Origin of the sequence: Methylicorpusculum sp., assembly GCF_030651835.1 — a bacterium.
Lineage (GTDB): Bacteria > Pseudomonadota > Gammaproteobacteria > Methylococcales > Methylomonadaceae > Methylicorpusculum.
This window is the reverse complement of record NZ_JAUSBX010000158.1, coordinates 23,833-37,927: the sequence shown is the minus strand read 5'-3', so window position 1 is coordinate 37,927 and position 14,095 is coordinate 23,833. Positions and strand designations below refer to the sequence as shown.

Below are 14,095 nucleotides of genomic sequence, written 5' to 3'. Positions count from 1 at the left end.
CAGGGCGAGACATTGCTCGCCCTGCAATAAGTGGATGGGACTATTGGTGATTAACCAATGGTGTATTCATTTTCCAAAAGCTTGGCATGAGCTGCAGCCAATCGGGCAATGGGTATGCGAGGTGCCGAGCAGGACACGTAATCCAGTTTGATGTGATGGCAGAAGCGGATGGATTCCGGATGTCCGCCTTGCTCACCACAAATGCCGATTTTCATGCCAGGACGCGTTTTACGGCCTGCTAATGCCGTCATTTCCATCAATTGACCCACGCCTTTGGCATCGAGTACTTCGAAAGGGTTGTCTTCCAGTAAGCCTGTTTCGTTGTAGAGCGGCAAGAATTTGTTTTCAGCGTCCTCACGCGAGAATGAAAAGGTAGCCTGGGTCAAATCATTGGTGCCAAACGAGAAAAACTCGGCAACTTCAGCCAGATGTCCTGCACGGGTGCAAGCCCTGACTGTTTCTATCATCGTGCCGAATTTGAAATCCAGTGCTATACCGTATTGGCTTTCCACTTCCTGTTGAATCTGATCAACGTATTTTTTGACTTGAATCAATTCCTGGACGGTGATGACCTGCGGCACCATAATTTGCGGCATAATCGACTTGCGTTGTTTGGTGCAGATGGCGGCCGCTTCCAAAATCGAGCGGATCTGCATTTGGTAAATTTCCGGATAGGACATGCCCAGACGAACCCCGCGATGACCCAGCATCGGGTTGACTTCATACAGTTCTCTGACTTTTTTCAGCATCAATTCTTTTTTGGCAATCGCCTTATTGATGAGTTCTTCATTCAGTTGATTAAACGGCGCAGGTAACAAGCTGCCTTCACCCAGTGTATCAAGGGTAACTTGCTGGCCCCTGATCATGGTTTTATAGGTGTTAAGCGCCTGGATTTCCTCTTCGAGTTGATGTTCGCCCGGTAAAAATTCATGCATGGGCGGGTCTAACAAGCGAACAGTCACCGGGTAGGGGGACATGGCTTCGAACAATTCCCGGAAATCATCTCTTTGAATCGGGAATAGTTTCTCCAGTGCTTCCTGGCGTTCCTCTTTCGTGTTAGCCAGGATCATGTCAATTACCAACGGCAGGCGGTCGGAGGCATTGAACATCCGTTCCGTCCGGCACAAGCCAATGCCGGTTGCGCCGTAACTGGCCGCTAGTTGGGCACGTTCCGGCGTATCGACGTTAGCATGGACTTTTATGACAGCATATTCATCAGCCCACGATAACAGGGTTTTCAAATCTTCAGAAAATTTGGGTTCAATGGTGTCGATACGTCCCAGGTAAATCAGACCGGAACTTCCGTCAATAGTGATGGTGTCTCCTTCGCGAATATGGATGTCACCAATGACGGCGAGACGGGCGCGCACATCAATTTTGATGTCTTCGGCGCCTGCTACACAGGCCTTGCCCATGCCTCTGGCGACCACTGCAGCGTGGGATGTTTTTCCTCCGCGGCTGGTCAATATGCCTTGTGAAGCAAAAAAGCCGTGAATGTCTTCCGGTTTTGTTTCTTCTCTGAGCAAGATAACGGCTTGTCCTGAACGACCCAAAATTTCCGCCGAGTCGGCATCGAATACGCATTTTCCGCAAGCCGCGCCGGGTGATGCGGGTAAGCCTTGAGCTACCGAAGGAATCTTGTTGTTGGGGTCCAGTTGAGGGTGAAGCAATTGCTCCAGCAACTCAGGGTTGATGCGCAGTAACGCCTTTTCCTTGCTGATCAGACCCTCTGCTACCATGTCGACGGAGGTTTTGACCATTGCTGCAGCATTCATCTTGCCGTTACGGGTTTGCAGGCAATATAAAACGCCGCGTTCGATGGTGTATTCGTAATCCTGAACCTCTTTGTAATGTGATTCCAGTTTGTTGCGCAGGTCCACCAGCTGGCGGTAGATTTCCGGCATTTCATTGGACAACTCTTGCACCGGTTTAGGTGTGCGAATACCGGCAACGACGTCTTCGCCTTGGGCATTGACCAAATACTCGCCGTACATTTCATTGACGCCGGTGCCGGGGTTACGCGTAAATCCGACACCGGTCGCGCAATCGTTACCCATGTTGCCGAATACCATGGTCACGACATTGACAGCGGTACCGTTGGCCATTTTAGGGGTGATATGGAATTCGCGGCGGTAATCGACAGCACGTTTACCCATCCAGGAGTTGAATACGGCTTTGATGGACAGTTCCAGCTGTTCGTAAACATCTTCAGGAAAAGGTCTGCCGGTTTCTTCTTGCACAACCTGCAAAAATAATTCACTGATCTGGCGTAAATGCTCGGCGTCCAGGCCGACATCGGCCTTGATGCCTGCTTGTCTTTTGATTTCGGCAAAATGATGGTCGAATTTTTCATCGTCGATACCCAATGCAACCTTGCCGAATAACTGAATGAAACGGCGATAAGCGTCATAGGCAAAGCGGGTGTCGCCGGTATGTTCGATCAGGCCGTTTAAGGTAAGTTTGTTCAATCCCAGGTTCAAGATGGTATCCATCATGCCCGGCATGGAAATGGCTGATCCGGATCTGACTGAGACCAGTAATGGATTTTCGCTGTCGCCGAACTTTTTGTCGCTTAGCGCTTCAATTTCAGCAATGTTGGCACGTACTTCATCCATTAACCCTTCAGGTAATTGATGATTTTGGAGATAGTCCAGGCAGGCTTCTGTAGTGATTACAAAGCCGGGGGGTACATTCAGACCAATTTGCGTCATTTCGCATAGATTTGCACCCTTGCCGCCCAGAAGCACCTTGTTTTTACCGTCGCCTTTTTGAAAGGCATATATGTATTGTGCAGTCATGTTAGTTCCCAATAAGAGCGGATAAAAATGAAACCATTATAGTCTTATGGATAATTAAAGTCTCTTGCTTCAAGGTGCTGCTTTGGTCATTATTTGTTGTGAGTTTGTTGATAGTTTGTTGAAAATATATAGGCCTTGTTTACTGGTTTCAGGTTGCGGTTTTAAGTATGGAAAGAGCATGAAACAACTTCTTCAAAGACTGGAAGGGGCTCGATGGCTCGATTGACAGGTGTCAGCGTCAGGGATTGACGCCGTCAAGCCTCACGGACGTTTCACGGCGTCCTGTCAGGCGAGTCACCGATCCCCACAAACAAACCTGCTTGTGGAGGTTACTTTGTGCTTACTCCTAAGCCATTTCATGGCCAATCTTAAGCTTCCAGCAGTGTTTTGACATGGATTGCGACACTGGCGGCCAAAGCATTCAAATTGTAACCGCCTTCCAGAGCGGACACGATTTTACCGCCGGCGTAGTGTTTGGCTATGTCGATTAATTCCTGGGTTACCCAGCGATAGTCATCTTCAACCAGTTCTATCGAGGCCAGGGGATCATCTTTATGGGCATCGAATCCGGCGGATAGTAGTAAAAGCTGCGGCTTAAAATGGTGCAGGGCCGGAAAGATAATGCGCTGGTATTTTTCTCTGAACACGGCGCCCGTTGTGCCTGAATCCAGCGGGACATTGACAATATTGCCAACCCCGGTTTCTGATGGATGTCCGGTGCCGGGATAGTGCGGCATTTGATGGCTGGACGCATAAAGAACGGCAGGTTGTTTTAAAAAGGCCGCTTGAGTGCCGTTTCCATGATGAACGTCGAAATCTATTATTGCAATGCGTTCCAACTGATAAAAAGTCCGGGCGTATTCAGCGGCAATGGCAATGTTATTAAACAAACAAAAACCCATGGCTTGATCCGGTTCGGCATGGTGGCCGGGTGGCCGGGTCGCGCAGAAGGCATTGTCGGCTTTATCGGTGCAGACCTTATCAATTGCGTCGCAAACAGCACCTACCGCTCTTAATATGGCGTTAGCGGATGACGGGGATACAGCGGTATCAGGGTCAAGGTAGTTTCGGCCGGGTTGGGACAATGCATCAAATACCGAGGCTATCAATTTTCGGCTATGAATTAACGCAATCTTATCTTTGATATCATCTAATAATGGGGGTTCTGTTCGAATTAATGCATCAAATGAGGGGGCGGCCAAAGCTTTTTCAATAGACCGGATTCGATCCGCGCATTCGGGATGTCCCGGACCTGAATCGTGCGCTAAAAAGTCAGGATGACTGTAATACAATGTGGTCATAAAAGTCCTTAAAAAGTTAAAGGTACTTAATGGTTATGCGAAGGTTGGGTTGGCAGTCGCTAATCGCAATCTTTGTAGTATTCTTTGTTGATTAAATAACATTAGTCCGCTCGTCTTGAGCTTGTCGACGGGCGGTTCGATAAACTCACCACGAACGGTTTTTTTAAAACACACGGCAGAACCCAATTGACCGGCTATCAGCTTGTAAAATAACTGCATTGCCTGTCAGCAGCAAGCCCCTTTTTCTGTTGAAGACAGGGAGCCGGGAATTTTTATCCAGCTGGCGATGTCCTGCCAAACCACGGGCGCCTGTAAATCCCTCAGTAACATGTGATAGCCGTTTTGATAGATTCTAACCGTCTTGTTTGTCGGATACAGTGTGCGCAATGCTTTAAGAAATTCGAAAGTAGGTTTCTGAGGGATAACTTCGTCTTTTTGCCCATACAAAACCAGTGTATGAGTATCAATATGACGTGCACTTAAAAAAGCAATGTCCATTAAATCGGCCAAGCCGTGTAAGGCATCGACGCGAGTTTTTTTAATAACTAAGGGATCCCTGCCCAAGGCTCTCAGCATCTCAATATTATCCGAGGGTTTAATTTCCAGGCCTTCTCCTGTCAGTGTCAGCCAGGGCATCGTTCGAGATAAAGTCGAGAGCAGGGCGGTTTGATACCAGGGCATAGTCGAACGTGCCCATACCGCCGGTGCAGATAAGATTATGCCATCCACGCGGGCTGTTGTTCTTGTGATCGTGGCGATGACAATTGCGCCGCCCATGCTTTCGCCCAGTAAATAAACGGGTCGGTGAGGATGCTTTTGCTTGATCAGGTCGATAAAAAGGGCCAGATCTTCGGTATATTCATCCACGCCACCCCAGAGTCCACGCCTTGGGCTTTCCCCAAATCCCCTTTGATCATAGGCATAACTGGCTATGCCCTGTTCACTGAGATAAGTGCCGGCATCTTCAAAAAAATGACTGTAATCATTAAAACCATGAACGGCGATGAGAATCGCATCAACATCAGCTGTCTTGGGTTGCCATTGCCTGACAGGCAGCGAAGCGCCGTCGGGCGTTATAAACCAGTCGTTGATCAGCTCTGCCGCTAAAACGTTTGGATGAGATGGAGGGTTAAGCGGAGCACAGCCGGTCACAGTATTCAGAGCCAAGCTTATTAATACCCATCGGGGGTTCAAGCACAAATTTAGGGCAAACCTTAACTTTAAAAGGATCGCTTCGAAATATTTTATCCAGTGGCTTGTTCTAGGCGTCTCTATTTTCCGGTTTTGCATAGTGTCGGGTGAATAAGTTGCTGTATCGTTCTTGATAAAGCGAGGTCACAATATCGTGATAATCTGTTTGAAAAATTGATGATGAGTTTATAGTGATACTCTAATTTTAAGCGGCAATTGCAAAAAATTAAAAAGATTTAGTAATTAAACAATATTCGTTGTTTTAAAGTTACATTATGTTGTTAAAATGTTAACTAAAATCAATTTTTGATTAATATTGACTTAAGCAAAGTCTGAATAGTTTTTATTGACCGATTTTTGAAAGTGTTTGACCATTTAACCTGTGGATAGTTTTGTTCAGTCATCATTCAGTTATTAACTGGAATCGTATGGTTAAAATATAATTGTTCGCACCCATGATCATGTGACTGACAAAACCGGCTAGCATCAATCCGTTACAACGAGTCAGTTGATAAGCGACCGATTCAAGGTTAATTTGTTTAGCACGTTAAAGTCAGGTTCGATAAGTTTACCGCCCATTTGTTTTTTGTATTTGAGACGTTTATAGCAATGAAATCGCATCTTTTGTTAGCCCTGTTGGTTTTAGGTTTTGCCGATAGCAGTTATGCAGCAACCTTTCCATGGCCTGAAAATCCAGGTGATAGTGTCGTCGTCGAACATCCGGACGGCTTTCCGTTAACGCGAGCAGAAAGTGATGAAACGCTTTTGGATATTGCCCGGCGTTTTTCATTGGGACAAACGGAAATTGTCAGACTTAATCAGGATCTGGATCGCTGGTTAGTCAAAAAAGATGAAGTTGTGCGTCTGCCCAACCGGAGAGTTTTACCTGATACGCCACATGAAGGCATCGTGCTTAACATTGCAGAATACAGGATGTATTTTTATCCGCCAGCCCAACCCGGGATGCCGAGAAAAGTGATGTCCTTCGCTCATGGGGTCGGAAGACAGGACTGGAAAACGCCGTTGGGTTTAACCAAGGTCGCAAAGAAAGTAAAAGATCCTTCCTGGCATCCACCGGAATCGATCCGTAGAGAACATGCTGCAATGGGTGATCCTTTGCCTGCAGTCGTTCCCCCCGGTCCGCACAATCCTTTGGGGGCTTACGCCTTGCACCTTGCTCTTCCGGGTGAATACCGTATTCACGGTACCGATATCGATAAAATTTTTGGTATTGGCATGCAAATTACGCACGGATGTGTTCGTATGTATCCGGAGGATATCGAACAACTTTATAACTTGGTACCTGTAGGTACGCCGGTAAGAATTGTGCAACAACAAATCAAGGCAGGTTGGCTGGACAATCGGCTCTTTATTGAAGTCCATCCCGATCTTGAGGGTGGCGAAACAACCTATAATCAACGCTTCGAATCGGCGATGACGGTAATTGCCAATGCGAACAACGGGCAAGTACCCCCCGAGTTTAATAAGGACGTTTTGAAAAAAGCGCTAACCGATCAGGACGGCGACCCGGTAGCCATCTATGAAAGATTACCGCCAATGCCAGAGTTTGAAGAAGACATAGGACTGAAAGAAGCGGCTGCCCCAGCGGCTGTGCAAAAAACGCCTACGGTTTCAACTTTACCCAAACCGTCATCCTCCGGTTACTATCAAGGGCCTCCGGTAGCACGAAAAACTTCGGGCTCATTCTGACAAAAGCCGCTCCTCTTTCTACCGGATGAGCGGCTTTTTTGTGTCTGTTATACCTGTCGTAGATCGAAATTCGGCACCGGGGTGCCCGTCAAAGGACGCCGTAAAACCATCCATGTAGGCAAAGCCTTTGCCGAACAACCTGTTGCCTCCTTAGGCACTGCCGAAATTTGAAGTGCGAAAGGTATAATAATGGATTTCGTTGATTTGTCTGGATGAACCTTGGAGGCAGTGGTCAAAAAAATTATCTAAAATTTCGAATCAGTTAATGACTTTGCTCTACGCTTAATATCGCCGATTCAACACCCAACTCAATTGGTGCTACTCCATGATCCAGCACAACTATTCTTATAACGGTGATAATTGCTTCATAATTGATCAGTACAACGACTGTCCTCCCTTTGCCAGCTTTTTGCCGGGCATCGCTGGTACCATGGGGCGTCCGGCCTGGGTTTTTTATGCCAACCGAGGTCAGGCCGTGGCCTGTTTTGGCGTGCGTAATAAGGATGGGGCTTTTTTGGAGTTTTTTCCTGCTGACAAGGCTTATCAACTTACACCCACCCGGGGTTTTCGCACCTTCCTCAAGATCACAGCTTCTGATCAAATCCTGACCCACGAAGCTTTCCAGCGTAATGCAGGAACCGGAGTTAGCCAACGTCTTTATGTCACCTCTCATGAAGTTGGTGTGGAAGAAATTAATCCCAATTTGGGGCTGCACATTCGTGCCGATATGTTCACCTTACCCGAGGCTTCTGTTGCCGGTTTGATCAGGCGAGTCACCCTTGTCAATACGTCCGCACAGGTCAGACAAATTGAAATTGTCGATGGCTTGCCGCAAGTTTTGCCCTATGGCCTCAATCAATGGCTGGTTAAATTCATGAGCCGGACCTCGGAAGCTTTTATGAGGGTAGAGGATGTTGAAGCTAATAGGCCTTTTTACCGACTGAAAGTCTGGCCTACAGACAGTCCTCAGGTGGAGTCCGTCATAGCCGGCAACTTTTTCGCCGGTTTTTTTAATGGTCAACTCACTCAAGTGCTGGTGGACGCGGAGAGGATTTTCGGATTGGCTGGCGATTTTACCAGGCCCGAACGGTTTTTTGCTGCAGAAAGCCTGGATTTTGAGCATCAGGTGACGGGCAATCAAACCCCTTCAGCTTTCCAGGTTTTGACACTCAAGCTTCAACCGGGAGAAAGCCAGGTATTTTATGGACTTTACGGTCAGGCAACATCGAAGACCGTGCTTGAGCAATTTCTAACAGAGACCGATAAAGTCGGTTATTTCGAAGAAAAGCGGCAAACAAATCGCCGACTGGTCGAAGACATCACACAAAAGGCATTTACCGCAACCGCAAAACCGATGTTCGATGCCCATGCGGGACAGTGCTATCTGGACAATGGTTTGCGCGGCGGATTTCCCAAGGATGTGCCAGGCGACGCGCAGCTGTATTTGTTCGGCCGCAAGCACGGTGATTTGGAGCGCGATTACAACGATTTTCTATTACATGACACGCCTTTTTCCGAAGGTAACGGCGATTTTCGCGATGTACTCCAAAACCGCCGCATGGATTTATTCTTCGATCCCGCTCTGGATGCAAAAAACATCCGCTATTTCTTCAACCTGATTCAGCCGGACGGCTACAATCCTTGTTCTTTAAGGAATTCACGTTTTGCGGTGGAGGCCCCTCAGGCCTTTGCACATTATTTCGCCCGGTTTAACGGTCTGGAAGAACTGCTTTCTAAAGAGTTTAAATACGCGCAGCTGTGGCAGACGCTTGAATCTGCTACCGAAAACCCGGAACCGGTTATCAAGGAGATTTTAGCGCAGGCGCAGGAAGTTGAGGATGCTGAATTCGACCGAGGCTATTGGTCAGATCACTGGACGTATTTAGTGGATTTGCTCATCAGTTATTCAGCAATTTTTCCGGATAGGGTGTCGAGTCTGTTCGACGAGAAAACCTACACCTTTTTTGACCCCACTCATTTTGTGCTGCCGCGCTCCCAAAAATACAAGGTGACGCCGCAAGGCGTTCGACAATACGGCGCGGTGCAGGCCCGGCCCGACAAAATGGCTTTGATCAATTCCCGTAACCGGCGCCGTTTTCAAGCCCGGTTTCGATCTGGCCTGGGTGAGGTTGTTTACACCACATTATTAGGAAAAATTCTCACCCTGGTCGTTAACAAGCTGTCTTCCCTGGATCCTTTCGGTGTGGGCATAGAAATGGAGGCGGATCGCCCCGGTTGGTGTGATGCCCTGAACGGCCTACCCGGCATTTTAGGTTCTTCGGTCAATGAAACCATAGAACTCAAGCGTCTGGTGGACTTTACCGCCAAGGTTTTGGCCGGTGTCGAGGGCGACTGCGTCATTCCGGTAGAACTGGCTGATTTTGTGACTGAGCTGAACCTGCTTCTTCAGCATCCATCGTTGTCGCCTGATCTGTTCTGGCAGGGAAGTGAAACTTTTAAAGAAGCCTATAGAGAAAAGGTCTTCATGGGCTTCGAGGGCCCGGAAAGCTTAATTGCAGTATCATCGGTGCACGAATTTTTGGAGACAGTGTCCAGCTTTCTGGTTGCGGCCATTAACAAAGCCCGGATACCGGAAGGCATCATTACCTATTTCGCCTATGAGGCAGAGGAATATCAGAAACATGAAGACGGCCGGGTGCTTGTAACGCGCTTTCGTCAAAAAGTGCTGCCGCTGTTTCTGGAAGGCTTTGTTCATGCCCTCCGCATTGCCCAACCGGATGACGCGCGATCATTATTTGATGCGGTGCAAAACTCGGAACTTTTTGATAAAAAATTGGGTATGTACCGCGTCAATGAGCCATTGGGCGACAATGCGCTGGACTTGGGTCGGATCGGCGTTTTTAACTATGGCTGGCTGGAAAACGGTTCTATATTTCTGCACATGCATTACAAATTTGTATTGGAAATGGTGCGTGCCGGGTTGATCGAGGAATTTTACCGGGATTTTGAAAAGCTGCTGGTGGCTTTTCGTGACCCTGCCGAATACGGACGCAATCCGATTGAAAACTCCAGCTTTCTGGTCAGCAGCGGTTTTGCCATTGACCCACGCCAACACGGCAGGGGCTGCGTTGCTCGTCTTTCGGGTTCTACGGTAGAATTTTTACACCTTTGGACGCATCTTTTTCTTGGCCCAGAACCCTTTGTCTTCGAGACAGGCAGTTTGCTGTTCAGGCCTGCGCCCGTTCTGTCCAACGCGTTTTTTTCAGTGAATGAGCAATCCGTCAATCCCTTCGGTTTTGAAGAAATCTTACCGGCCGGTAGCGTGGCCTGCGCATTTTTGGGAACAACCTTGCTGGTCTACATCAACCCTGCGCGGCTTGACACCTTTGGTGATAATGCCGTTAGCCCCTGCCGTTACCAATTATATGGACGGGACGGCAGTAGACAGACGGTGGAAGGCCGGGATTTGCAGGGACAAACCGCTGAAGCGCTTCGTCTGGGTCAATTTCGCAGGGTGGATGTGATACTTAGCAGCTGAATATTAAGCCGCCTTCCAGACATACGTTGCCACCGTCCTTGCCGGTAGCGTGGCGAAGGCCTTTTTCCCATTACATTGAATGGCGAAGGCGAGGGGGGTCGCTCCGTTATTGAGTGCGATCAGAACGATATGGCCAGCGGGTGTGAGAAAAGCGACATTGGGCAAGGACGCATGCTTATTGGAATAAATCCTCATCGAACCGGGGCGAACAAATTTTGATGCATGAGCAATAACATAATAGGCGACGTTGCGGGAAATCCCTTTGCCGAGGGTCAACGCGCCGACACAGCGGGCTTCACCACTTGGCGTATGAGGACCGCAAAAAGGATCAGAGGCCAGATTCCATTCCAGCACGATACGGCTCCAGTTATTCAGGGAGCCGATCAGGACATTTTTAACATGCCACAGCAAATCACCACCAAACTCGCCGTCCGATCCCACCCATTGCTCGGTGAAATACAGCTTCATTTCGGGGTATGCCTGATGCATCTCGGAAAGAACCGAAATATCCCCGCCATACAGATGCCAGGCCGATCCGGATAAATAACGACGCGCATCGTCATCTGCAAAAACCGCCAACGGATACTCTTTTACATCGCAATTGTGATCCCAGCAAAACAGTTCAACTTCATCCAGATCAGCTTCCTGCAAAGCCGGACCCAGATGGTTCTTGATAAAATCAGCTTGTTCCAGGGCTTCCATGATCATGCTGGGTTCGTTTTTTTGATTCAGTGGTTCATTCTGCGGGGTGATGGCATGGAGGGTGATGCCTTTTTCGCGCATGGCTTGCAGGTATTTGACCAGATAAGCGGCGTAAACCGCGTAGCAATCCGGTCTCAATTTTCCGCCTATGTAACTCCGGTTGGTCTTCATCCAGGTGGGTGCAGACCAGGCCGTGGCAATGATTTTGATATCGGGGTTGATAGACAGAATGTCTTGCAACAAAGGGAAGACTTCAATGTCTCCTGCTTCTAAATCGAAATCGGCAAGATCAAAGTCGGATTGTCCTTCCGGCATGTCGTCATAAGAAAAGCAGCCTTCACTTAAATCCGATGCCCCGATACTCAGACGCAGAAAGCTAATGCCGATGCCTTCGCGCGTAGGCAAAAACAATTCCTCTAATAATGCGCGCTTTTCAGCAAGCGGCAAGCGACTGATCAGCATGGCACTGCCTCCTGTCAAGGAAAACCCGAATCCTTCAATGGCCTGATACTTTTGGCCGGTATCCACCCTTATCACCGGGAGGCCTTTGGCATCAACATTGACAAAATCCAGGGCCGTCGTCTGTCTTTGAAACAAGCGGGTTTGATCGGCACAGGTCAGCCAAACGGCTAAAGAAGGCGTATTCTCTGCATCAGTAAGAGAGGGCTCATAAGGATAGTTTTTTTCTGCCATGCACGTCTTCTTGTTGAGGGAAAATCAGGTTTAAAGGGAAGGGTGAATTTAATGCTCTGACTGTTTAGACGGAAACTAGACCATCTAGCCCTTTTAAGAGGTGTTGCATTTTTTATATGAATTCAAGTCTATTAAAATCTGATATTCCTGTGAATATTCTTCAATCATTTTTAAAGTTACTCTCGTGTTGTTTTCCGATATGATTCATGAACATTGTCATTGATCCGAAAATAACTTGAATTCCCCGGTAATTGCGCAAAAAAGGCATTGACTCCGTCAGTGATTCAAGTCGCTGCCTCGATTGACAGTTCACAGTGTTTTCATATACTCAATGATGGCCATTGCCCCTTCTTTGTCGTAGTTCCAATTTAATTTGTATCGCTGCTGTCCAATTGTGATGTCTTTATCGTGTCCGGAATTTGAAAATGCGGGGATGGCCTGAGTATCGTATTGATAGCCTTCTTCTTTTGTATCTTGCTTGTTGGCGGTGATCATCCAGGAAAATCCCAAAAATTGCTGATCATAATCCAGACGGCTTTTCATAAAGACTACGGGGCGCTCATCGGGAACCAGCAGATGGTATATCGTTGGTACAGAACCATTATGCAGATAAGGCGCTTGTGCCCATATGCCCCCCAAAGGTAAAGCGTTATAACCATCATGTTTGGCCGGATTCATCATGGCAAATTCGGCTTTACCCGCTAAAGAAACGCCTTCAAACTGGGCGCAGGGTTTTATGCTGCCCTGGCCCGGCATTTCGATTGTTGTTTCTGGTGAACAGATAGTTGTAAAAGCAACCCTTGCACCTTCGGTAATAGCTTCAGTGGCAACACGAGCACGACCGTTATGTGTCCCTATCTGATAAACTTCACCATTATGGGGTTTATGACAGACAGTGCAATTTTGTTGATACAAATCGCGGCCTTTATCGGCTTTATCCATATCGACGTTAAAGGGATAAACCGGCGCCGGTAAATTTTCCAGCAGTGTTTCAGCGAAGGCCGATACGCGCAGATCTGTTTCGGCACCAAAACCCATCGTCAACTCAGCCGCAAGATCTCTGAACATGGGGATTGGAATGTTGCCATTCCATTGGCCGCCGCCATCAAGCAACTGGGTGTGATCGGCTGACCAATGAACCTTTCGCTTGTCTTGTTCCCAAACGGGCATGAAATCAGTGATGCTCTGCGTCGGAGGAAGATCGGTTTCAGGATTGACCGAGGGATCCTTGTCGACATCCCGTCTGACTACGTAATTAAAAGAGGTACTGATGCCGGTGGCATCGGCCATTCCCCCGAATCCGTCCAGCATTTGTGATTCAAATCCACGGTAATTCTGGTTCAGTAATGCAGCAAACGCCGAATATTCAAGTTGGGTACGGGCTATAAATTTCTTAATAATTGCAGGTGCGTTCTGCTTGAATAGGACGATTTGCTGTGATTCATATTCGGCATCAAACACTTTGCCGCCAAGTTTGTAATTTTGATAGAAATAATTTTTATCCTCCGCGTGCATCTGATCCAGCGTGGCAATAATCGCCGAGGTTGCCCGATCTATTTTGTTTTGCTCACCGTCAAAGTTGCCGGCAATTTTTTCCACCGTCTTCATCGCTCTGACCCGATATTGCGGCAAATTAAACTGTGCGTTTATGCCGCCGTCCAGATAACGTATCCCCTCATTCGTTCTGACTTGGCCAATATGACAGGCTCCGCAGGTAAATGATGCGTAGTCAACTGCACCATTCGGATCGTCCCGCCCCAGCCCGCTCCAGCCAATCCCGCGTGCAATCGGATAACCCGGAGCACGTTGATCTTTAAATAAACCGATTACATCAAGAAAATTCTCATCGCTACCCCATAATTCGGGGGCAAGTTTAGGCAAAAGCTTAAGGATAATATAGGGAACGCCATCGTTAATTCCCATGGGAAAATCGGCAAACCAGCTGTAAGCTGCCTGCTCTTGTTTCAAATACGCCTCTAGCTGCAGCTGACGTTGCTGCTGAATGTTTTTCCAACCGGTTTTTTTTACCGGATCGCTGGCAACTTTTTCGCTTGGTTTATCATTGGGTGCCTTGTCGTCACAAGCGCTAAGCAAAATTGCCGTTATTAAAGCTACACCGTGTAATTTAGTCATTATCTTTCCTGTTGATTATTTAACCTTATCAGCATGAAAATAAAGGGTGATACAAAGACCACCCTTTA

7 protein-coding genes are annotated in these 14,095 nt (G+C 47.8%); 2 read left to right on the top strand and 5 right to left on the bottom strand.

Annotated features, from left to right (window positions below):
* Window positions 1-50: 50 nt before the first annotated feature.
* The 3 genes from ppdK to Q7V32_RS20580 all read right to left on the bottom strand — a co-directional run bounded on the left by ppdK (window position 51) and on the right by Q7V32_RS20580 (window position 5,266).
* The gene (gene ppdK / locus Q7V32_RS20590) at window positions 51-2,798 is read right to left on the bottom strand and encodes a pyruvate, phosphate dikinase (protein ID WP_304898837.1); all 2,748 of its coding nucleotides are present in this window, start codon (window positions 2,796-2,798) and stop codon (window positions 51-53) included.
* A 368-nt stretch (window positions 2,799-3,166) separates the two neighbouring features.
* A complete protein-coding gene (locus Q7V32_RS20585) occupies window positions 3,167-4,099 on the bottom strand; it encodes a histone deacetylase family protein (RefSeq protein ID WP_304898836.1) in 933 nt (310 codons plus the stop codon).
* Between the two features lie 225 nt (window positions 4,100-4,324).
* Complete coding sequence (locus Q7V32_RS20580; protein WP_304898835.1) at window positions 4,325-5,266, bottom strand: alpha/beta hydrolase; 942 nt, start codon at window positions 5,264-5,266, stop codon at window positions 4,325-4,327.
* A gap of 633 nt (window positions 5,267-5,899) precedes the next feature.
* On the opposite strand from Q7V32_RS20580, the gene Q7V32_RS20575 reads away from it, so the two are divergent.
* Both Q7V32_RS20575 and Q7V32_RS20570 read left to right on the top strand, forming a co-directional pair.
* Window positions 5,900-7,000, top strand: a complete 1,101-nt coding sequence (locus Q7V32_RS20575; RefSeq protein WP_304898834.1) for a L,D-transpeptidase family protein — start codon at window positions 5,900-5,902, stop codon at window positions 6,998-7,000.
* A gap of 325 nt (window positions 7,001-7,325) precedes the next feature.
* Window positions 7,326-10,499 (top strand): hypothetical protein, encoded by a 3,174-nt coding sequence (locus Q7V32_RS20570; RefSeq protein ID WP_304898833.1) that lies wholly within the window; start codon window positions 7,326-7,328, stop codon window positions 10,497-10,499.
* Window positions 10,500-10,502: 3 nt separating this feature from the next.
* Here Q7V32_RS20570 and Q7V32_RS20565 read toward each other — a convergent pair whose 3' ends face one another.
* Window positions 10,503-11,894 (bottom strand): glycoside hydrolase family 30 beta sandwich domain-containing protein, encoded by a 1,392-nt coding sequence (locus Q7V32_RS20565; RefSeq protein WP_304898832.1) that lies wholly within the window; start codon window positions 11,892-11,894, stop codon window positions 10,503-10,505.
* 309 nt (window positions 11,895-12,203) lie between these two features.
* On the bottom strand, window positions 12,204-14,027 hold the full coding sequence (locus tag Q7V32_RS20560) for a cytochrome C (RefSeq protein WP_304898831.1): 1,824 nt from the start codon (window positions 14,025-14,027) through the stop codon (window positions 12,204-12,206).
* Between the last annotated feature and the right edge of the window lie 68 nt (window positions 14,028-14,095).